Genomic DNA, 21,304 nt, shown 5'->3' on the forward strand with positions numbered 1-21,304 from the left:
CCATACCCGCCCTCCCCCGCAATCGCGGGGGAGACTCTCCTCTATAGCAGGAACACCGAAGCCAGCCCCAGGAAGGCCAGGAAGCCGACGACGTCGGTCACCGTCGTCAGGAACACCGCACTCGACACCGCCGGGTCCACCCCCAGCTTTTCCAGTCCCAGCGGGATCAGGGCACCGCTCAGGCCCGCCACCACCAGATTGATGATCATCGCCAGACCGATGACGACCCCGATCAGCGGGCCGTACCAGACCAGCGCGATCAGCCCGACCATCACGGCGAAGATGCCGCCGTTTATCAGCCCGACCAGCAGTTCCTTGCCCACCACGCGCAGCGCGTTGGCCGACGACAGCTCGTGCGTCGCCAGCGCGCGGACGACGACGGCCAGCGTCTGGGTTCCGGCATTGCCGCCCATCGAGGCGACGATCGGCATCAGCACCGCCAGCGCCACGATCTGCTCGATGGTGCCCTCGAACAGCGAGATGACGCCCGACGCCAGGAAAGCGGTGGCGAGGTTGACCGTCAGCCAGCCGACGCGGCTGCGGGCAATGTCGGCGATGCCGCTGAACACGCCGGTATCGCCCGACCCGCTCAGCTTGCGCAGGTCGTCCTCCGCCTCCTCGTCGATGATGCGGACGACGTCGTCGACGGTGATGACGCCGATCAGACGGCCGGCGGCGTCGACCACGGGGGCGGAGACCAGGGCATATTGCCGGAACAGGTTCGCCACCTCCTCCCGCTCCATGGTGGCGGGGATGGCGTCGACCTCGCCGGTCACCAGATCGGCGATGCGAACCGCCCGGCGCTGGCGCAGCAGGCGCGACAGCGGCACCGCCCCCACCACCCGGTGCATCGGGTCGACGATGAAGATGTCGTAGAAATCCTCCGGCAGCGTGTCGGTCGCCGCCCGGACGAAGTCGATGGTCTTGCCGACCGTCCAGAATTCCGGCACCGCGACCAGCTCGCGCTGCATCATGCGGCCGGCGCTGTCCTCGTCGTAGGTCAGGTTCTCCTGAACCAGCGCGCGCTCGGCGTCGGGCAGCTTCGCCAGGATCTGCGCCCGCGTCTCCGCGTCCAGATCCTCGATCAGTTCCACCGCGTCGTCGGTGTCGAGATCGGCGACGGCGTCGGCCAGCTCCTGCGGCTCGAACCGCCCGATCAGCGATTCGCGCAGGTCCGGGTTCAGGTAGGACAGAACCTCGCCGTCCAGTTCCGCCGGCAGCAGGTCGATCAGGTCGGCGCGCTCGGCCGGCTCGGCCTGTTCGATCAGGTCGGCGATGTCGGCGGCATGCAGCCCGTTCAGCCGGGCCAGCACGGCATCGCGTTCGCGGGCACGCAGCAGGCCGGCGATCTCCTCCACGAAGTCCGGCTCGACGCCGTAGCGACGCTCGTCCTCCGCCTCATGCGGATTGCCTTGAGGCTGGGCGGCGACGTCCGGCTCCAAATCGGACCGCGGATCAGGCGTGCGGGGATCGGTGTGCATGCCGGCACCCTCCCTTCGACGATGCATTCCCCGACTGCCGTTTCTCACTGTCGGCAAGGCAACGGCGGGACGGCTCCGCGACATCGGACGGTGGCCGGCGGCGTTCGGGGTTTGCGGGTTGTGGAAGGCTTCCGGCCGGGGCCCCGGTGCCCAGGGATCCGTACCAAGGGACCAGCGCCGACGGAAGCGCCCCCGACATAGAGGCGCCGTTCCGGTTTGTCCAGCCCGCTTCGCCACCGGCCGGCCGGCTCCGCCGCTTTTGCCACCACGCCCTTGCACCGCCGCGACCCTTCATGCTCCCATGGGGCCGCGGTGCATCGCTGGCGCCGCATCACGGGGAGAGGGACCGGACGCGCCGATGGAGTATGCCTTCACCACCGTCGGCGGTTGCGACGGCATCCTGTTGTCCGGCCGTTGCACCTACGAGGACGGCACCCGCTTCCATGACATGCTGCGCGACTGGGACTTCGCAGCCAGCCCGGTGGTCCCGATCGACCTGCGTTTCGTCACCTTCATCGATTCCGCCGCCATCGGCATGATGTTCATACTGGCCAACCGCTGCCGCGAGGCCGGCGGCCACATCGTCGCCAGCGGTGCCGCCCCTCACATCATCCGGGCGCTGCGCCGCGCCACGCTGGACCGCTACATCGAGTTCCGCTGAAAACGGCGAAGGGCAGTGCCCCATTGTGCACCGCCCCTCGTCCAGGCCGATCCTGAAAGCCGATCAGGTCGCGTTCGGAACCGCCGCCGCATCGATACCGAGTTTGGCGCAGGCCAGACTGTTCAGCGCCTCGGTATCGGCGAAGACATAGCCGGATTCGATCAGCTTCGAGGTGTAGTGCTTGTTGTAGAGAAAGGCGGCGATGATCCCGGACAACCCTCCGGTGAAGAAGTACAGAATGGTCAGAATCAATCCCACTGCCCAGTCGCCACGGAACAGGGCGGGAAGGCCGCCGAAGAACAGGGTGGTCCAGCTGAACCCGACCAGCCCCTTCTTGGTAAGCCCCGTCTGCGGGTGCTTCATCATCACGACGGTCGCCATCAAATCCCCCATGAAATCCGTCTCAGGAATGGTTGGTCACAGCACCATTCATCCCGCTTTTCGCAATGCAGGATATTACCCCTTTCGATAGTCATCAAGAGCAGGACAGACGAATAATGACCCCATCATTCTCTATGGACATCATTCCGGCGATGACATTTTCTTCATATTATCGAATGGGATATTAAATACTGCGCCATCTCATGATCACTCCGGCTGTCCGCCGCTGATGGCCAAGGTCCGACATCGCAGGCAGGCACCGGCGGGAGGGGCACCTCAAAGCCTCCACCCTGCCCCGTAGGGCGCCTTCCGATGCGCCGTTGACCGCCCTTGTCATAAAACCGCAACACTGGCGCCTATCTCCGATCCATCAGAGGAGCCGCCTTGGAGTTCCTGCATCGTCTCGACCAGACGCTGCTGCTCTGGCTGAACCAGTTCGCCGGACACAGCGCGACTTTGGACATGGCGGTGCGCGGGATCGCCAACATCTATCTGGTCAAGCTTGGCCTGTTCAGCGCCGCGCTGTGGTGGCTGTGGTTCCGCCGGGAAGAGACGGGGGCCGGGCGCCGGCTGGTGGTGGACGCCATCGCCGCAGTCGTGCTGGCGGTAGCGGCCTCCATCCTGATCCAGGCGGTGATGCCGGCCCGCCCCCGCCCGCTGCATGACGCCGGCATTCCCTTCGTCCCGCCGATCGGCCAGAGCCGCGAGGCGCTGAAGAACTGGAGTTCCTTCCCCAGCGACAATGCCGCCCTGGGCTTCGCGCTGGCCGCCACCTTCGTCCGCGCCTCGCGCCTCTGGGGGCTGCTGGCCTGCCTGTGGGCGGCGCTGGTGATCGCCCTGCCGCGGGTCTATCTGGGCCTGCATTACCCCGGCGACGTCACCGGCGGCGCCCTGCTGGGCATCCTCGCCGCCATCGCGGTCGCCCGGCTTCTGCCGATGGCCGGCATCCATCGCTTGGTCGGCCGGGCGGAGGAACGCTGGCGCCCCTGGTTCTACAGCGGCGCCTTCCTGGCGGTCTACGAGATGATGGTGCTGTTCGAGGATGTCCGCCGCGCCGCAGGAGGAGCATCGAAGCTGCTGCACGCGCTGGCCGGCTAGAGTCCTGAGGCCGAAGCCGGGATACGAAAAAGCCCGCTCGGTCTTGCGACCTGCGGGCCTTTCGTCTTTCCCGTATCCCCGGGATGGTCCCAACTGCTTGGGAGTGGTGCGGTCGAGAAGACTCGAACTTCCACGGGTTGCCCCACAGCGACCTCAACGCTGCGCGTCTACCAATTCCGCCACGACCGCATCAGGCTGGTAGTTCCCGACGCTCGCTTGCGCGCCTCATCGGGTGGAGCGGGTAGATATCAGCTTCCCGACGGGCGATCAAGCGCTACAATCATCATCTGCGAAGAAAAATTCGGACCGGCCCGCCGGCCGCTATCCCCGCACTGTTACCGACACGGTTAGAGACCCCATCGAATGACCTCCCCGACCAGCCTGTCCGCCAGTCATCCCCAGTCCGACACCGTCCCCCCGCGCCAGCCGATCGAGTGGCGCATCTCCGACGAACCGGTCCCCTACCCCGACGCCATCGCCGAGATGGAGGCGCGCGTCGAGGCGATCCGCGCCGGCACCGCACCGGAACTGGTCTGGCTGCTGGAACATCCGCCGCTCTACACCGCCGGCACCAGCGCGCGAGACGAGGATCTGCTGGAAGCCGACCGTTTTCCCGTCTACCGCAGCGGGCGCGGCGGCCAGTACACCTACCATGGGCCGGGGCAGCGGGTTGCCTACGTCATGCTGGACCTGAAGGCGCGCGGCGCCGACATCCGCGGCTTCGTCCGCGACCTGGAGGAGTGGATCATCCGCACGCTCGCCGCCTTCAACATCAGGGGCGAGCGGCGTGAGGGGCGCGTCGGCATCTGGGTCGACAAGCAGCCCTACGGCGGGCTGAAGGGACAGGAGGACAAGATCGCCGCCATCGGCGTGCGGGTCCGCCGCTGGGTCAGCTTCCACGGGATCGCCCTGAACGTGGAGCCGGACCTGTCCCATTTCGGCGGCATCGTCCCCTGCGGCATCGCCGAGCATGGAGTCACCTCCATCGTGGCCCTGGGCCAGCTGGTGACGATGGAGGATGTCGATTCCGCCCTGATCGCGGCCTGGCCGGAGGTGTTCGGCGGCCCGATGCGCGGCGGGTCCGAAGCCTAATACTTCTTGAAGCCGCCGGCGGCCGGGGTGGTGGCCGGATTGCCGGCGGGGTTCACGCGCGGATCCTGGTTGTCCAGCGACTGCACGGTGCAGTTGGTCGAATCGCCGTTGCGGAACAGGTAGATCTTCTTGCGGTCGGCCTTCTTGCCGGGATCGTGCAGGTTCAGCCCATGGCCGAAGGCGACGCCCAGCACCTCGCCCTTGTAATAGGCGCGGAAACGCATCGGTTCGATCTCGTTGAAGCGCAGGGCGGCGCAGTCCTTGCTCAGCTCCTTCTCGAAGCTGCCGGCCTTGCGCCAGTCCTCCTTGGAACGGATCGTCATCCATTGCGAGGGCAGCGCATACTGCACGATCGGCGGCGCGACGGGCAGGCTCGCTCCGGGTTGCGGCGGCGCCTGATGGCCGGGCTCCGTCCGCTCCAGGGCAGCTGCCCATGCGGGCGCGGCCCCCAGCAGCGTCAGCCCGCACAGCCAGACGGCGGCCAGACGGCGCAGGTCAAATCCGCACATCGAACCCACCGTCCTTGAGATCGCCAACCTTTAGATCGCCAACCGGCTTCTCCGTCGCCCTGACGGGTTTCACCGATGCCGCAGCAGCAGTCTCCCCCAGCCGGCGTCCGAGCGACAGCGACAGCTCGATCCTGCCGCCATCGGTCGGACCAGCCAGCGGCGTCAGCGTCACCGTGCCTTCCAGCCCCTGCGGCGGCGCGGTCATCGCCGCGGTCAGCGCATCCATCACCGGGCCCAGATCGTCAATGGCAACCCGGTCGGTCTCGACCGTCAGCCCCTTGCCCGGCCGGATGGCGGAGCGCAGGACGCCGAGCATGGCGGCCAGCCCCTCCCCCTTCTCCTCCGCCGGCACCCGCGCCAGCAGCAGGGCCGCGCCGTCCAGCCGCACCTCCACCTGCCCGGCAGCCAGGGCGAGGCCGATCCCGCTCACCTCGACCGCGACATCCTGCCGGGCCTCCCCGGCCAATGGCCGCAACCCGCCCGCCGGCCCGTCCAGCGCGGCGACGGCAGCCCGGCGCTCCCTGTCGCCGAAGCGGGCGGCCAGCGCAGCCTCCGCCGCTGCGGCATCGCTCCCATCCATCCCGAAGGCGGCCAGCAGCCGGCCCAGGTCGCGCGCCAGCGCCTGGATCGCCGGTTCGAGCCGGTCGGCAAAATCCGGTTCGGACGGCCTTGCCGGCGCATCCTCCGCCGCGTCCGGCCCCAGGCTGAGGCGGACCGCCGGATCGCGGTCCGGCGCAGCCGGAGCTTTCCGCGCCGGGGCCGCCCCTGCCGGGCGCGCAGCCTTGCCCTTCGCCTCCGCCGCCTTGGCGAAGACGCCGGTGAGCATGGCCTTCATACCGGCCACATCCGACTTGCTGGCGGTCATCCCGGCTGTCGTCCCTTAACCGCGTCCACCACAAGCATGCCGCCGTCATGGTTAGCGGAAGGCTAACGCGACGCTCACACCGTCGGCCGCTGCTCGAACCCCGCCATGCCCGGATCCTGTTCCGGTTCGAACACCAGATCGCGGACGATGGCCGAGGGCGGGCCGCGGCGGCAGGCCTCCAGCATGCGGTCGACGGCGTCGGCCGGGCCGGCGAACAGGGCCTCCACCGTGCCGTCGCCGCGGTTGCGCACCCAGCCGGTCAGGCCGAGCCGGCCGGCCTGATCGACGGTCCAGCCGCGATACCACACGCCCTGCACCTTGCCCTGGATGCGGACGCGCACCGCCTTCCGGTCGACAGCACTCATGCGCGGGCTCCGTCGGCGCCGGCGTTGCGCTTGCCCTGCTCCTCGTCCAGAAGGGCCTTGCGGGACAGTTTTCCGATCATGGTCTTGGGCAGCTCCCGGCGGAATTCCACGAACTTCGGCATCTCGATGGGCGACAGCTTGTCCTTCAGGAAGGCGATCAGCTCGTCGGCGGTCAGGTCCTGCCCGTCGTCCAGCCGGACATAGGCCTTCACCGTCTGGCCGCGATACTCGTCCGGCACGCCGGCCACCACGCATTCGGCGACGGCCGGGTGCAGGTAGATCGCCTCCTCCACATTGCGGGGATAGACGTTGAAGCCGCTGCACAGGATCATGTCCTTGATGCGGTCGACGATGGTGGTGTAGCCGTCCCCGTCCATCACCCCGACATCGCCGGTGTGCAGCCGGCCGTCGACCAGCGTCTGCGCCGTCTCGGCCGGGCGGCGCCAATAGCCCTTCATCACCTGCGGCCCGCGGATGCAGACCTCGCCCTTTTCGCCGGGCGGCAGCACGCGGCGCGGCTCCTCCAGGCTGACGATCTCGATGACGGTGCCGGGCAGCGGCAGGCCGATGGACCCCTTCTTGTCCGAATGCAGCACCGCCGGGTTCACCGTGGCGACCGGCGAGCATTCCGACAGGCCATAGCCCTCCACCAGCGTGCAGCCGGTGGTGCGCTCGAACGCCTCCTTCACCTCCAGCGGCAGCGGCGCCCCGCCCGACATGCAGAAGCGGATCGAGGACAGATCGTAGTCCTTCAGGTGTTTGTGGTGGTTGATCGCCGTGTAGATGGTCGGCACGGCGGGGAACAGGGTGATCCGCTCCTTCTGCAGGGTGCGCATCACCTGCTCCAGCTCGAAGCGCGGCAGCAGGACGATCTCCGCCCCCTGGTGCAGGCCGAAATTCATCACCGCGGTCATGGCGAAGACATGGAACAGCGGCAGCACGCCCAGCATGCGCTCCTGCCCGTCTTCCGCGCCGCCCTCCCCCGGCTTGCGCTCCTTCGCTGCGTACCAGGTCGCGCACTGGATGGTGTTGGCGTAGAGGTTGGCGTGGGTCAGCATCGCACCCTTCGGCACGCCGGTGGTGCCGCCGGTGTATTGCAGAACCGCGACATCCTCGCGCGCGTCGATGGCGACCGGAGCGGGCCGGCCGCCGTTGGCGATCAGCCGGGCGAAGGGAATGTGGCGGTCATCGCGCGGGATCGCGGCGATCTCCGCCTTCTTGGCGATGGGGAACAGCCAGTTCTTCGGGAAGGGCAGGATGTCGGCCATGCGGCAGATCACCAGCCGCTTCAGCCCGGTCTCGGCCAGCATCCGCGCCATCTTGTCGTAGAGCAGCTTGAGGTCCAGCGTGACCATCAGGTCGATGTCGCTGTCGCCGATCTGGTGGACCAGTTCGCGTTCGGCATAGAGCGGGTTGAAGTTCACCACCGTGCCGCCGGCCTTCAGGATGGCGAAGAAGGCGACGACGTAATAGGGCGTGTTGGGCAGGAACAGCCCGACCCGCGTCCCCTTCCCCACCCCGATCGCCTGGAAGCCGTGGGCAGCGCGGTCGACCAGCCGCCCAAGCTCGCGATAGCTGGTGCGCTTGCCCAGGAAATTCAGGCAGGGCCTGTCGCCATGGCGGGCGACGGCTCCCTCCAGCAACTCGGTCAGCGGACGGACCGGGATGGGCATCGCCCAATCCACCGTCGGCGGGTACGAGGCCAGCCATGGATACTCGGACAGCTTGCGGGCGGCATCTCCCATCGCGCGGTTCCTCCCCTGAGGTCTTGTTCCCGGTTGCCGGTTTCGCCCGGCACCGCCTTCCCCCCAAGCCTATGCCAGGAAGCAGGGCCGGGGAGGGGGAATTGTCCCCTGGAGAGGAGATGGGATCGCCGCAACCATGAACAAGCAGGGGATGAACAAGCAGCAGATGTGGTTCCTGCCCTCCTATCGCCCGCCGCGCAGGCGGTGCAGCACCTCCACCGCCATCCATTCGGCGAGGCTGCCGTCCTCGCCATCCAGGAATACGGCGACGGAGACCGGGATCGGCCCCGGCGTGTGGTAGGCGGCAGGCGTCACCCCAGGACCGCCGCCGGTGTGTCCCCAATAGGGCCCCGCCGCCGGGTCCAGCTCCACCATCATGCCCAGCCCATAGGATGGCTCGACCCAGGGCCGCCCGCCCATCGGCTCTCCAACCGGCAGGCCGTCGCGCATCCGCCGCAGCAGCGCGCCCGGCAGATACTCCTCGGTCAGGCCGTGAACGAGACGGCAGGCATCCGCCGCCGTCATCGCCACCACCCCATGCGACACCCAGCCGGGATGATAGGCCCCGGGCACCGGCGCCTCGCCGAAGGTCGGGCTCAATCCGAAGAACAGCCCGTCGAGGTCGGCGCGGTCACGCAGCAGCGCGGCGCTGGTCAGACCGAGCGGGGCGAAGACTTCCCGCCCCAGCACCTCCGCCAGCGGGGCGCCACCCGCCCGCTCCAGCAGCCGGCCGATCAGCAGATAGCCGATGTTGGAATAGGCGAAGCTGCCGACCGGCGGCCCCTTTCCCTCGGCAACGCCGCAGCGGGCCAGATACTCGTCGCCGCTCCAGGGCTCCGCTCCGGCGGCGACCGAGGCATGGTAATCGGGCCGGCCGCCATAATCGGGCAGCCCGGCGCGGTGGGTGAGGATCTGCGCCACGGTGACCGATCCCGGACGGCCGGCCAGTTCCGGCAGCCAGCGCTCCGCCGGCCCGTCCAGCTCGACCATGCCGCGCGCGGCCAGCCGCAGCACGGCGGCGGCCAGGATGGTCTTGGTCAGGCTGTAGACCAGGGCGCGCCGGTCGGCCAGATCGGCCGCCGCCCCGCCGCGCGCGATTTTGCGCGGCAGCACCAGCGTGCGGACCGGCTCCGCCGCGGCGCCGCGGCCGCGGGTGAAGGCGACGATGGCGGTCCTGGCCGGGGCGGGGCTCGCACTCTCCTCCGCCAGCAGGCCGGCCAGCGCGGCGGTCAGCAGGTCCAGTCCGGCATCCGCACCGGTCATCCCGTTGTTGTTCCTGTCCCTGCCCATCGCTCGTCCGCTCCCGCTACCCGCCCTGTTTGTCACCGCAGATAAGAAGACACTCACAGGGCAAAGGGAAATCGGGTCCGCTCCTACTGGGGCGCCCCGCAAGTCGGCCGTTAACCACAACTGTCGGCTGTCGCACGGTCGCGACCTGCGTTATCCTTGGCGATACCGCCCCGATGGAGGGACGCGCCATGCCCGTGAAGGATGCCGACCAGCGCCGGAAACTGGAAGACCAGCTGCTCCGCAAGGCGGAGGAGGCGGTGCGGACCCTGCGCCGGGAGGCGGAGAGCGGCGACCCGGCCCGCGTCGATTCGCTGGCCGAGGGGTTGGCCGGGCTGCTGAAGACCCGCGAATTTCCCAGCCTGCGCGCCGCCGAGTTCCGGGAACTGACCCGCGTCATCCAGCGCGGTGCCTACCAGCGCAGTGTCGATTCGCTGCTGGTCCAGGCCGAGCGTTGCGGCCATCGCGGCGACGAGAAGGGGCGCAACGCCCTGCTGACCCAGGCCAAGGATCATTTCGCCAAGGCCCTGCGCTTCGGTGCCGACGACGAATTCCGCCACGGCGTCGAACGGCGGGTGCAGGCGACGCTGATGACCAGCAAGGACGGGGTCGACGACCGCACCAAGCAGGCGGCCAAGCGCAAGCTTGAGCAGCATGACATCGGCGCCAAGCCGCCCAACGGCGTCGAGCGCCGGCGCGCCATCCGCTATATGGACCCGGTCCTGGCGGTGGAGGCGGAGGGGCGGCGCTGCACGACGATCAACTGGTCGACCCGCGGCCTGCTGGTCGATCTGCCGCCGGAGGAGTTCGCCCACGCCGTCGGCGGCAAGCTGCGGCTGGAGCTGCATTGTCCGGAGATCCCGGAGCCGACCGGCCCGGACAAGGGCAATCATCGGGTCGGCGGCCGGCAGATCGCCCATGTGGTGCGCCTCGACCCCGAGCGCCGTGCGGTGGCCCTGTCCTTCCCCGACATCAGCACCGTGATGCTGGACCTGATACACGCGATGAAGGAGGCCGGCATCAAACCCGAACCGGAGCGATGACGTCCCCCTTCCCTCTTCGCGTCACACCACGCCGATCCCGCTGGGCGCCGTCACGGCATGTTCCTTCAGGATCGCCTCGGAGATCGCCGACACCTCGATCAGCTGCACCTCGTAGCCCCACAGGTTGGCGATGTGGCGCAGCACCGCCTTGGCGTCGCTCTCGTCCAGCAACACGCCGTTGGTGACGCGGTGCTGCAGGATCAGCTTGCGGTCGCCGGCAAGGTCGACGTCGACGATCTGGATGTCCGGCTCCAGATAGCCGAGGTCGTACTGGCGGGCCAGCTTCTTGCGGATGTCGCGGTAACCCCGTTCGTTGTGGATGTGATCCACCAGCAGATAGGGGTCTTCGGCGTCGTCGCGCACGCTGAACAGCTTCAGCTTCCGCATCAGGTGCGGGCTGAGATATTGCAGCACGAAGCTCTCGTCACGGAAGTTGGCCCAGGCCTCGCGCACCGCCGCCATGCCATCGCCACGGCCGGCCCAGTCGGGGAACCACTGGCGGTCCTCGTCGGTCGGCTTTTCGGCGATGCGGGCGATGTCCTGCATCATCGCGAAGCCCAACGCATAGGGGTTCAGCCCGGAGAAGCGCTTGTCGTCGAATTCCGGCTGGAACACCACCGAGGTGTGCGAGTGCAGGAACTCCAGGAAGGCGCCTTCGCTGATCTGGCCGGTCTCGTGCAGGCGGCTCATGATCTGGTAATGGACGTAGGTGGCGCAGCCCTCGTTCATCACCTTGGTCTGCTTCTGCGGATAGAAATACTGCGAGATGTGGCGGACGATGCGCAACAGCTCGCGCTGCCAATGCTCCAGCCGCGGCGCCTTCTTCTCCAGGAAATAGAGGATGTTCTCTTCCGGCAACCCCAGCAGCTTCTTGCGTTCCGACACCGACTTGGCAGGGCGCGGGCCGGCGGCGGTCTTGGGCACGGTGCGCCACAGATCGTTGAAGGTCTGGTCCTGATATTCCTGGCGCTCGCGCTCGCGCCGCTGTTCGGTGCGCAGGTCGGAGCGCTTCTTCGGGTACTTGTGCACGCCCTGGCTCATCAGCGCATGGGCGGCGTCCAGCACCCGCTCCACTGCGGCATGGCCGTAGCGTTCCTCGCAATGGGCTATGTAGGTCTTGGCGAATTCCAGATAGTCGAGGATGCCTTCGGCATCGGTCCATTGCTGAAACAGCTGGTTGTTCTTGAAGAAATGATTGTGGCCGAAGGCGGCGTGGGCGATCACCAGCGTCTGCATCGTCATGGTGTTCTCTTCCATGATGTAGCTGATGCAGGGGCTGGAGTTGATGACGATCTCATAGGCCAGGCCACGGTAGCCCTTGCGGTACATCATCTCGTCGCGGGCGAAATGCTTGCCGAAGGACCAGTGCTTGTACATCAGCGGCATGCCGATGGACGAATAGGCGTCGAGCATCTGCTCGGCGGTGATGACCTCGATCTGGTTGGGATAGACGTCGAGGCCCATCTCCTTCAACGCGATGTGCTCGATGGCGTCGTAGACGCGCTTGATCTTGTCGTAATCCCATTCGACGCCGTCATACAGCAGCGCCTCGGGTCTGGTGATCACAGCGGTCATTCTCGATCTCCCCCTACCGCCCCCGATGGGGGCGGGGTTTATCCCCATGCCCCTTACGCCCCCGCCTTCTCGCGGGCGAACAGCTCGCGGAAGACCGGGAAGATTTCCCGGCGGGAGCGGACGCGGCGCATCGCCAGCGGGCGTTCCGGGCTCTGCACCTGCTTGTAGGTGCGCCACAGCTCGGTCTCGCGGCCCAGCGCCGACAGGCCCATGTTGTGTTCCGCCGCCACCTCGATGTAGGCGAAATACTGGCACATCGGCAGGATGACGTCGCGCAGCAGGGTCGCCGACTTGGCGTTGTCCGACGACATGTTGTCGCCGTCCGAGGCCTGGGCGGCGTAGATGTTCCATTCATTGTGCGGATAGCGCTCCTGCACCACCTTCTGCATCTCCTCCAGCGCCGTCGACACCACGGTGCCGCCGGTCTCGGTGGAGTAGAAGAAGGTTTCCTCGTCCACCTCCTTGGCTTCGTGGGTGTGGCGGATGAAGACGATGTCGACCGCTCTGTACCGGCGCTTCAGGAAGAGGTAGAGCAGCATGAAGAAGCGCTTGGCCAGATCCTTCATATGTTCGGTCATCGAGCCGGACACGTCCATCAGGCAGAACATCACCGCCTGGGCGATCGGCTTCGGCACCGTCTCGAACCGGTTGTAGCGGACGTCGATCGGGTCGATGAAGGGGATGCGCTTGGAGCGCAGGACGATGCGCTCCAGCTGTTCGCGCAGCGCCTGGATCTGCTCGGCATCCTCGCCCGATTCCTCCGCCTCGCGGAGAAGCTCCTCCATCTCGCGGATCTCGTCGCGCTTCGGGCGCTTCAGCGCGATGCGGCGCGACAGGCTGTTCCGCATGGTGCGGACGAGGTTCAGGTTGGCGGGCGACCCCGACACCGAATAGCCGGCCCGGGTCAGCGTGTGCGATTCCGATTGCTTGACCTTCTGCTTCACCAGATCGGGAAGCTCCAGATCCTCCAGGAAGATGTCGAGGAACTCGTCGCGCGACAGGACGAAGCGGAACTCGTCCTCGCCCTCGCCATCGGCGCTGCCCTCGCTGCCGCGGCCGCCACCGCCGCCGTCCGGGCGCTGGATGGTGTCGCCTTCAACATATTCCTTGTTGCCGGGCACGACATAGTCGCGCACCCCGCCCTGGCTGGCGCGGTGAAAGGATGGCTCGCGCACGCCGCCGGCGGCGATCGTCACCTTCTCGCCATTCTCGATATCCTGGATGCCCCGTTTTCCGGAGGCGTCGCGGACCGCCTTGACCACCTGTTCCTTGGCACGGCGAAGGAAGCGCTGGCGGTTGGCCAGGCTCTTGCCCTGCGGGTTCAGGCGACGGTCGATGATGTTCATCAAGGGGCTAGCCCTCCCACCCGTTTCGTCACGCGGCCTTCACACTCTGACAGCATTCTATGACAGTGGGGTTGCCGCGGGGCGTTGCAACACCCGCCCCGCGGCAATTAAGCCCCCCTTCAGTCCACCGGACTCAGCCGACCACGCTCAGCCCGCCTGCTTCACCCGCATGTACCACTCGACCAGCCGGCGGACCTGCCGCTCGGTGTAGCCGCGCGTCATCATGCGCGAGACGAACTCGGTGTGCTTCTTCTCGGTCTCGCCGTCCTTCTTCGAGCCGAAGCTGATGACCGGCAGCAGATCCTCGACCTGGCTGAACATCCGCTTCTCGATCACCTCGCGGATCTTCTCGTAGGAGGTCCAGGACGGGTTGCGGCCGGCATTGGCCGCCCGCGCCCGCAGGGCGAACTTCACCACCTCGTTGCGGAAGTCCTTCGGGTTGGCGATGCCCGCCGGCTTCTCGATCTTGGTCAGCTCCTGGTTCAGCAGCTCGCGGTTCATCAGCTGGCCGGTGTCGGGATCCTTGAAATCCTGATCCTCGATCCAGGCATCGGCATAGTCCACGTAACGGTCGAACAGATTCTGGCCGTAGTCGGAGTAGGATTCGAGATAGGCCTTCTGGATCTCGTTGCCGATGAACTCGGCATAGCGCGGGGCGAGTTCGGCCTTGATGAACTCGACGTATTTCTTCTCGGTCTCCTCCGGGAACTGCTCGCGCTTGATCGCCTGTTCCAGCACATACATCAGATGCACCGGGTCGGCCGCGATCTCGGTCGAGTCGTAGTTGAAGGTCGAAGCCAGCACCTTGAAGGCAAAGCGGGTGGAGATGCCGCCCATGCCCTCGTCGACGCCGGCCTGGTCCTTGTACTCCTGCATCGACTTGGCCTTGGGATCGGTCTCCTTGACGCTCTCGCCGTCATAGACCCGCATCTTGCTGTAGAAGCTGCTGTTCGGATGCTCGCGCAGACGCGACAGCACCGAGAAGCGGGCCAGCATCTCCAGCGTCGACGGCGCGCAGGGGGCGGTCGCCAGATCGGAGCCGCGCACCAGCTTGTCGTAGATCTTCTGCTCCTCCGCCACCCGCAGGCAGTAGGGAACCTTGATGACGCAGATGCGGTCGATGAAGGCTTCGTTGTTCTTGTTGTTCTTGAAGGTCTGCCACTCCGCCTCGTTGGAGTGGGCCAGAATCACGCCCTGGAAGGGGATAGCGCCGATGTTCTCGGACCCGACATAGTTGCCCTCCTGCGTCGCGGTCAGCAGCGGGTGCAGCATCTTGATCGGCGCCTTGAACATCTCGACGAATTCCAGCATGCCCTGGGTCGCCCGGTTCAGGCCGCCGGAGAAGCTGTAGGCGTCGGGATCGTTCTGGCTGTAGATCTCCAGTTTGCGGATGTCGACCTTGCCGACCAGCGACGAGATGTCCTGGTTGTTCTCGTCGCCCGGCTCGGTCTTGGTCACGCCGATCTGGCGCAGCTTGCTGGGGTGCAGCTTCACCACCTTGAAGCGGGTGATGTCGCCGCCGAACTCGTCGAGTCGCTTGACCGCCCACGGGCTCATCAGCCCGGTCAGCCGGCGCTTGGGAATGCCGAAGCGTTCCTCCAGCTCGTCGCCGATCTCGTCCGGGTTGAACAGGCCGAGCGGGCTTTCAAAGATCGGGCTGATCTCCTTGCCGGCCTTCAGGACATAGATCGGGCATTTCTCCACCAGCGACTTCAGCCGCTCCGCCAGCGACGACTTGCCGCCGCCGACCGGGCCCAGCAGGTAGAGGATCTGCTTGCGCTCCTCCAGTCCTTGCGCGGCGTGCCGGAAGAAACCGACGATCCGTTCGATCGTCTCCTCCATGCCGTAGAACTCGGAGAAGGCGGGATAGACCTTGATGGTCCGGTTCATGAAGATGCGGCCCAGGCGCGGGTCGCGGGCCGTGTCGACCACCTCCGGCTCGCCGATGGCGGCCAGGATGCGTTCGGCGGCCGAGGCGTAGGACATCGGGTCGTCGCGGCACAGCTGGAGATAGTCCATCAGGGACATCTCGGTCTCGCGGCGGGTCTCGTAATTCTGCGTGTAGCGCGTGAACAGTTCGTCGGCCGGGAACATTCGTCGCTCCGTCTTATCTGGTCCGATGCGCCGGGGCGCCGCCGGTGGCTGCGGCGGCAGGCCGCGGCGCATGCCGCGATCCAAGGGGCACTCCAGGGAAGGCGCGGACCGGTTGGGGTCCGCAGCCTCCCCGCTCAGCGGTAGAAGCCAGCGGTCTGGTGTAAGGAACGGTCCTGTGAAGGCCGGGAGCCGTCCGTCTTGCAACGCGGCGTCCCCCGAACGAGTCATTTTTGAATGTAATGCTCCACCTGGAGCTTTCCAGGCACTCAGGCTCCATAGCCGGAAAGCCCGCGAAGGGGCCGGCCTCAGCCATAGGACCTAGGTCCCACGGCCGGTGTGGGTGCGGCGAGCGCACCGGCTCAACCCGTGCGCGTATCAGCCGCGCATTCGGAAGGTTCGGTGAAAGGCGTGTGGCGGTGTCGGCGGAAGACGGCGTGAAACCGGCGGCAATCATCGTTGCCCGTCCGATCGGTAAGAACTGCCCAGTGCGATGCGACCCATGCGGGTTCCATCGGGCGCTCCTGGTCACGCCATCGGCCTCCTCAAGCAGACGCGCCGCCTCGACCAAGCACGGCGCAGGGATTTACCGTCGATGCTGCACTCCAAACCTTAACAATATCCAGTAAGGGGTGTTGCGGTCTGCCGCAGTGTCGGCCACAGGGCCAGAACACCTCGCCCCAACACTTCCCGGAGATCATGTTGCGTCCCAATCGTCCTCATCAACAAGGCGGAAATTGGGTGGGGATGCGGCTCCGGCGTGGCGCGGTCAAGGATGACCGCTCGATTGCCGAATTGTTTCAATGGCTTGGCAAGCTTGCCACGGGGCGGGAAATTTTCAGGAGCGGGCCGCGCGCCCCTGTCCGCCGCTGTCGGCAGGAGCAATCGCAGGCGGTGAACCGGACTTTCGCACAGCGGCTCAGGCCGGCTGCCCCGCCTTCAGCCCTGCGCCCAAGGCGATCCCCAGCGCGTCGCGCAGGCTGGCGGGGGTGACCGGCTTGGCCAGCACCGCGTCGGCGCCGCTGGCGTGCGCCTGGGCCTTGCGGTCGTCATCGACGCGGCCGCTCATGAACAGGACCGGCAGGGTGCGCTGGCGCGAATCGGCACTGGCGCGCAGCGTGCGGACGAAACCGAAGCCGTCCATCGGCTGCATTTCCACGTCGCACAGCACCAGATCGGGAGCGTGGGCGGCGACGGCCGCGAGGCCCGATTCGCCATCGGCGGCCTGATGCACGGCCTTGACGCCCAGCGTGCCCAGCATCTTCGCCAGCACCATGCGGGTGAAGGACTCGTCCTCGACCACCAGGACCGACAGGACGCCGAACGGCGTCTCCGTCTTGCCCGCCGCTGCGCTCTCAGCCGACCGGTCAGCCACCACGCCCTGCCCTTTCGCTTGAGCGACCCCTGGCGGACTGGCGCCGGTGGTCATTTCGTGACCGGACCTGTGTACGATGGCAACCAAAACCACGCAAGATGTCCAAAACATCAGGCTTCGGACTGCCCTGGATGAGCGGTTGCGCCCACCCCTCCGCCCCGCTTAGATGGACCGCATGAGCTTCCTCGATCACATCCGCGCGTGCAACGCGCATGACCTGTCCGGCTTCCGCCCGTTCGAGCTGGACGGCCACACCGTGGGCTGGGTGCGCCATGCCCTGGCCGAGGCGCTGCCCGGGGTCGATCCCGGCTTCGTCGTCACCGCCGACCGGCTGACCATCGCGCCCGGGATCCGGGATTTCGAGGCGCGCTCATCGCTGCTCGACCATGCCGCCGCCTATCTGGTGGAACAGGGCACGGTCAAGGCGCTGCGCGGCGAATATTACCCGATCCTGCCGCGCTGGGGGGCGGAGCCGCTGGCCCGGCTGGACCGCGCCGCCGTCGGCGCCTTCGGGATCGAGGCTTATGGCCTGCACATCAACGGCTTCGTCCGCGATCAAGCCGGCGGCCTTCTGCTGTGGATCGGCCGCCGCGCCCGCGACCGCGAGGTGGCGCCGGGCCAGCTCGACAACCTGATCGCCGGCGGCCAGCCCATCGGCCTGAGCCTGCTTGAGAATCTGGAGAAGGAGGCGGCGGAGGAGGCCGGGCTCGACGCCGAGACCGCGCGCCGTGCCGTGCCGGTCGGCGCCATCAGCTACACCATGGAGACGCCGGCCGGTCTGAAGCGCGACCGCCTGTTCGTCTACGATTTGGAACTGCCGCCCGGCGTCACCCCGGTCAACACCGACGGCGAGGTGGAATCCTTCGAGCTTTGGCCGCTGGACAAGGTCGCGGAGTCTGTGCGCGGCACCGCCGACTGGAAGTTCAACGTGAACCTCGTGGTGACCGATTTCCTGATCCGCCACGGCTGGCTGACCCCGGAAAACGACCCCGACTATCTGGAGATCGCCTGCGGCCTGCGCCGGTAGACGCGGACTCCGGTCGAACAAAAGGCCCCGCCCTCTTGCGAGAGCGGGGCTTTTTTCTTCCGGCCGCGGCGGCGCCCGGTACCTTTTCCTGAACGTTACTGCGGCAGCGGCTGCGGGCTGTCGGCCAGCGAGCGCAGATAGGCGATGACGGCGGCGCGGTCGTCGTCCTTCTTCAGGCCGGCGAAGGTCATCTTGGTGCCCGGGGCATAGGCCTTCGGATCGTAGAGGAACTTGTTCAGCTCGTCATAGCTCCAGCTGCCGCCGGTCTTCACCAGCGCATCGGAGTAGCCGAAGCCCTGCATGTGGCCCTTCGGACCGCCGACGACGCCATACAGGTTCGGGCCGACCTTGGCGGCGCCGCCCTTGTCGAAGCTGTGGCAGGCGGCGCAGGCCTTGGCGACCTTCTGGCCGGCGTCCGGGCTGGCGGCGGCGAGCAGCGGCGCGATCGGCGCCGGACCGGTGGGAGCGGCACCCTTGTCGGCGGGCGCGCTGGCCCCCTCGGGCGTCGCGACGACATAGACGCTCTTTTCGAGCGGCTTCGAATGAACCAGCACCTTGGACGCGAATCCCGCCAGCATCGCGATCAGCCCGGCCAGCAGCACGGCGCCGAAAATCTTGTTCCACTCCATGCTCATTGATGAGCCCCTTTGTTCCCTGATTTCAGTACACTCGGCGTTTCTCCCGCCCGCGGCTGAACGCGCCGCGGCTACCATAGCCCGCGGTCCGAAGCTTGTCATAGCCCGGCGGACCGCGAAAAAAGGTCGCATACAAATTTGTCGCAGTCACCAACCACTTAATTTCCTTGCGCATTACGCTGCATCGCAAAACAGCGCCAATCCGACCATGACGGCTCCCATGGCGTCCTCCATGCTGCCCCTTGACGCCGCCCCGGCGTCCGTGGTTCACCCGCGCCAGTTCAGCGTCACGAATCTGTGATCTCCCGGACCTTCCACCGGAGTTTTCGAGCATGCCGACCGCCGCCAGCCCCTCCACCGATTCCCTTGGCACTTCCCTTGGTGGCCGCCCCACCAACCCGGTCGTGGTGATCCCGGCGCGCATGGCCTCCGTCCGGCTGCCCGGCAAGCCGCTGGCTGACATCCTCGGCGCGCCGATGATCGTTCATGTGCTGCGCCGCGCCATGGAGGCGGAGATCGGCCCGGTGGTGGTCGCCTGCGCCGAGCCGGAGATCGCCCGCGCGGTCGAGGCGGCCGGCGGCACCGCGGTGCTGACGCGGCCCGACCATCCCTCGGGCTCCGACCGCATCTTCGAGGCGCTGCAGCTGATCGACCCGGAGGGACGGCACGACGCGGTGGTGAATGTGCAGGGCGACCTGCCGACCATCGAGCCGGACAGCGTGCGCGCCGCCTTCGCCCCGCTGGCCGACCCGGAGGTCGACATCGCCACCCTGGTCGCCGAGATCACGCGGGACGAGGAGCGGACCAACCCCAACGTGGTGAAGGCGGTGCTGGAGCTGCCGGCAGGATCCCGCCAGGGCCGCGCACTCTATTTCACCCGCGCCACCGCGCCGACCGGCGACGGGCCGCTTTATCACCACATCGGCCTCTACGCCTACCGCCGGGCGGCGCTGGAGCGCTTCGTGTCGCTGCCGCCCTCGGTGCTGGAGCAGCGCGAGCGGCTGGAGCAGCTGCGCGCGCTCTCCAACGGCATGCGAATCGACGCGGCGGTCGTTGACGCGGTTCCGCTGGGTGTCGATACTCCCGCCGACCTGAAGCGCGCCTGCGCACTCCTCTCCAGCCGTCAGGCCGGCTGACGCCGGATATATCGGCCTTTTATTCAGATCCGCTTATTCAGATCCGCCGGGGGAACACCGCTCATGGGCACGTCCAACATCATCGCCTTCCAGGGCTTCCCCGGCGCCTATTCCGATCTGGCCTGCCGCAACGCGCGGCCGACCATGACGACGATGCCCTGCGCCACCTTCGAGGACGCCTTCTCCGCCGTGCGCGAGGGCCGCGCCTCGCTGGCGATGATCCCGGTGGAAAACTCCATCGCCGGCCGCGTCGCCGACAACCACTATCTGCTGCCCGAAGGCGGGCTGCACATCATCGGCGAACATTTCCAGCGGGTGAACCACCAGCTGCTGGCGCCGAAGGGCGCCACGCTGGAGAGCATCAAGACGGTGCGCAGCCATATCCAGGCGCTGTCGCAGTGCCAGACCGCCATCCGCGGCCTGGGCCTGCAGGCGATCAACCATGCCGACACGGCCGGGGCCGCGAAAGAGATCGCGGCGATGAACGACCCGCGCCATGCCGCCATCGCCTCCTCTCTCGCCGCCGAGATCTACGGCCTCGACATCCTCAAGAGCGGGATCGAGGACGCCACCCACAACACCACCCGCTTCCTGATCCTGGCGCGCGAGCCGAAGCTGCCGGCGCTGGGCTCCTGCAAGACGATCACCACCTTCGTCTTCCGCGTCCGCAGCGTTCCGGCCGCGCTCTACAAGGCGCTGGGCGGCTTCGCCACCAACGGCATCAACATGACCAAGCTGGAAAGCTACATGGTCGGCGGCCATTTCACCCAGACCCAGTTCTACGCCGACGTCGAGGGCCATCCCGACGAACGCCCGTTGCGCCTCGCCCTGGAGGAACTGGACTTCTTCGCCCGGGAGGTGAAGATCCTCGGCGTCTATCCGGCCAACCCGTTCCGCTATCAGGAAAGCCAGCGCGTCGGCGAGGACTGAGTCCCTCCCGCAACGCCGCAAGTCTTTTCGCACACGCCACAAGTCGCGCGTCATTCCGCCGCAGCGACGCGACTTAGCCGTGGTCGCGAGCGGTCGGCGCTGGGCAAGATTAGCGGAAATTGTTATACAGAAAAGACCGGCAGAGACCGGCTCCACAATTTTTCGACGACCGGAGTGTGATCGCTTCAAGCGGAATCGCTTGAAGCGTGAATCACATGGAAAACCAAAAGCTCAGAGTCTGTCCGGTGCTTCAATAAGCACCGGACAGACTCTGAAAGAACCACGGCGGCTGACGGGTGAGACCCCGCCGACGGCCATGGCGCCACGGATGGAGGTTGCCATGCTCACGATGGAAGATTGCTTGGGATTGGCCAATCTGGAGGCGGAGGAGGTGGCGCAGATCGCCGCCCACGAACATCTCCCCTTCATGACCGCCCTGGAAAAGGGTGCTTCTCTTCTGCACGAGCCCTGGGGCGATGCCGCCGTCCGCCAGATGGTGTGGGACAATCTGTGCAGCGCCAATTGCCGCCGCCCGGACGAGGCGGCCTCCCTGATGGCGCTTTACAACGACACCTGCACCCGCCACCCCAACCCCTTCGACCGCCGCCGCTCGCCCACCCGCATGGCGGGACCGCAGCGGCGGCATTGAGGGGGGCGTGCAG

General features: G+C 67.1%; 20 protein-coding genes and 1 tRNA gene. 8 read left to right on the forward strand and 13 right to left on the reverse strand.

The genetic code is table 11. The features are described from left to right. Positions 1-41: 41 nt before the first annotated feature. Positions 42-1,481, reverse strand: a complete 1,440-nt coding sequence (gene mgtE / locus E6C72_RS02685) for a magnesium transporter (RefSeq protein WP_109084948.1) — start codon at positions 1,479-1,481, stop codon at positions 42-44. 358 nt (positions 1,482-1,839) lie between these two features. On the opposite strand from mgtE, the gene E6C72_RS02690 reads away from it, so the two are divergent. Further along, positions 1,840-2,142 (forward strand): STAS domain-containing protein, encoded by a 303-nt coding sequence (locus tag E6C72_RS02690; protein WP_109084949.1) that lies wholly within the window; start codon positions 1,840-1,842, stop codon positions 2,140-2,142. A 63-nt stretch (positions 2,143-2,205) separates the two neighbouring features. Here the strand turns inward: E6C72_RS02690 and E6C72_RS02695 are convergent, their stop codons facing one another. Continuing rightward, entirely contained in the window at positions 2,206-2,523 is a 318-nt protein-coding gene (locus E6C72_RS02695) for a hypothetical protein (RefSeq protein ID WP_109085081.1), read from the reverse strand. Positions 2,524-2,907: 384 nt separating this feature from the next. Between E6C72_RS02695 and E6C72_RS02700 the strand changes: the two genes are divergently transcribed. Then, on the forward strand, positions 2,908-3,621 hold the full coding sequence (locus E6C72_RS02700) for a phosphatase PAP2 family protein (protein ID WP_158280125.1): 714 nt from the start codon (positions 2,908-2,910) through the stop codon (positions 3,619-3,621). A gap of 104 nt (positions 3,622-3,725) precedes the next feature. Here the strand turns inward: E6C72_RS02700 and E6C72_RS02705 are convergent. Next, positions 3,726-3,810, reverse strand: a tRNA-Leu gene (locus tag E6C72_RS02705). A gap of 174 nt (positions 3,811-3,984) precedes the next feature. On the opposite strand from E6C72_RS02705, the gene lipB reads away from it, so the two are divergent. Continuing rightward, the gene (gene lipB, locus E6C72_RS02710) at positions 3,985-4,713 is read left to right on the forward strand and encodes a lipoyl(octanoyl) transferase LipB (RefSeq protein ID WP_109084951.1); all 729 of its coding nucleotides are present in this window, start codon (positions 3,985-3,987) and stop codon (positions 4,711-4,713) included. Here lipB and E6C72_RS02715 read toward each other — a convergent pair. From E6C72_RS02715 to E6C72_RS02735, 5 genes are all read right to left on the reverse strand, one after another. After that, complete coding sequence (locus E6C72_RS02715) at positions 4,710-5,222, reverse strand: hypothetical protein (protein ID WP_109084952.1); 513 nt, start codon at positions 5,220-5,222, stop codon at positions 4,710-4,712. The two genes, lipB and E6C72_RS02715, sit on opposite strands and share 4 nt — an antisense overlap. Then, positions 5,209-6,087, reverse strand: a complete 879-nt coding sequence (locus E6C72_RS02720; RefSeq protein WP_109084953.1) for a hypothetical protein — start codon at positions 6,085-6,087, stop codon at positions 5,209-5,211. The genes E6C72_RS02715 and E6C72_RS02720 overlap by 14 nt, the downstream gene beginning before the upstream one ends. A gap of 74 nt (positions 6,088-6,161) precedes the next feature. Beyond that, the gene (locus E6C72_RS02725; RefSeq protein WP_109084954.1) at positions 6,162-6,452 is read right to left on the reverse strand and encodes an acylphosphatase; all 291 of its coding nucleotides are present in this window, start codon (positions 6,450-6,452) and stop codon (positions 6,162-6,164) included. Next, entirely contained in the window at positions 6,449-8,197 is a 1,749-nt protein-coding gene (locus tag E6C72_RS02730) for a long-chain fatty acid--CoA ligase (protein WP_109084955.1), read from the reverse strand. The genes E6C72_RS02725 and E6C72_RS02730 overlap by 4 nt, the downstream gene beginning before the upstream one ends. A gap of 183 nt (positions 8,198-8,380) precedes the next feature. After that, positions 8,381-9,460, reverse strand: coding sequence for a serine hydrolase (locus tag E6C72_RS02735; protein ID WP_169055122.1), 1,080 nt, complete (start codon positions 9,458-9,460; stop codon positions 8,381-8,383). Positions 9,461-9,675: 215 nt separating this feature from the next. On the opposite strand from E6C72_RS02735, the gene E6C72_RS02740 reads away from it, so the two are divergent. Further along, positions 9,676-10,527 (forward strand): hypothetical protein, encoded by an 852-nt coding sequence (locus E6C72_RS02740; RefSeq protein ID WP_109084956.1) that lies wholly within the window; start codon positions 9,676-9,678, stop codon positions 10,525-10,527. 21 nt (positions 10,528-10,548) lie between these two features. Here E6C72_RS02740 and E6C72_RS02745 read toward each other — a convergent pair whose 3' ends face one another. From E6C72_RS02745 to E6C72_RS02760, 4 genes are all read right to left on the reverse strand, one after another. Then, a complete protein-coding gene (locus E6C72_RS02745; protein WP_109084957.1) occupies positions 10,549-12,102 on the reverse strand; it encodes a SpoVR family protein in 1,554 nt (517 codons plus the stop codon). Positions 12,103-12,155: 53 nt separating this feature from the next. Continuing rightward, complete coding sequence (locus tag E6C72_RS02750; RefSeq protein ID WP_109084958.1) at positions 12,156-13,448, reverse strand: YeaH/YhbH family protein; 1,293 nt, start codon at positions 13,446-13,448, stop codon at positions 12,156-12,158. A gap of 147 nt (positions 13,449-13,595) precedes the next feature. Next, a complete protein-coding gene (locus E6C72_RS02755; RefSeq protein ID WP_109084959.1) occupies positions 13,596-15,542 on the reverse strand; it encodes a PrkA family serine protein kinase in 1,947 nt (648 codons plus the stop codon). A 916-nt stretch (positions 15,543-16,458) separates the two neighbouring features. Next, a complete protein-coding gene (locus tag E6C72_RS02760) occupies positions 16,459-16,914 on the reverse strand; it encodes a response regulator (RefSeq protein WP_247882071.1) in 456 nt (151 codons plus the stop codon). Positions 16,915-17,089: 175 nt separating this feature from the next. Between E6C72_RS02760 and E6C72_RS02765 the strand changes: the two genes are divergently transcribed. Beyond that, positions 17,090-17,941, forward strand: coding sequence for an NUDIX hydrolase family protein (locus E6C72_RS02765; RefSeq protein WP_109084961.1), 852 nt, complete (start codon positions 17,090-17,092; stop codon positions 17,939-17,941). 95 nt (positions 17,942-18,036) lie between these two features. On the opposite strand, the gene E6C72_RS02770 is transcribed toward E6C72_RS02765, so the two are convergent. Continuing rightward, on the reverse strand, positions 18,037-18,576 hold the full coding sequence (locus E6C72_RS02770; RefSeq protein WP_109084962.1) for a cytochrome c family protein: 540 nt from the start codon (positions 18,574-18,576) through the stop codon (positions 18,037-18,039). Between the two features lie 422 nt (positions 18,577-18,998). On the opposite strand from E6C72_RS02770, the gene E6C72_RS02775 reads away from it, so the two are divergent. The 3 genes from E6C72_RS02775 to E6C72_RS02785 all read left to right on the forward strand — a co-directional run bounded on the left by E6C72_RS02775 (position 18,999) and on the right by E6C72_RS02785 (position 21,291). Then, positions 18,999-19,712: a 3-deoxy-manno-octulosonate cytidylyltransferase gene (locus E6C72_RS02775; protein WP_247875593.1), complete on the forward strand. Its 714-nt coding sequence runs from the start codon at positions 18,999-19,001 to the stop codon at positions 19,710-19,712. A 63-nt stretch (positions 19,713-19,775) separates the two neighbouring features. Beyond that, complete coding sequence (locus E6C72_RS02780) at positions 19,776-20,642, forward strand: prephenate dehydratase (RefSeq protein ID WP_109084964.1); 867 nt, start codon at positions 19,776-19,778, stop codon at positions 20,640-20,642. Between the two features lie 340 nt (positions 20,643-20,982). Continuing rightward, positions 20,983-21,291 (forward strand): hypothetical protein, encoded by a 309-nt coding sequence (locus E6C72_RS02785; RefSeq protein ID WP_109085083.1) that lies wholly within the window; start codon positions 20,983-20,985, stop codon positions 21,289-21,291. The last annotated feature ends 13 nt before the right edge of the window (positions 21,292-21,304 follow it).

The sequence above is a fragment of the Azospirillum sp. TSH100 genome (assembly GCF_004923295.1).
In the GTDB taxonomy this organism is placed as follows: Bacteria; Pseudomonadota; Alphaproteobacteria; order Azospirillales; family Azospirillaceae; genus Azospirillum.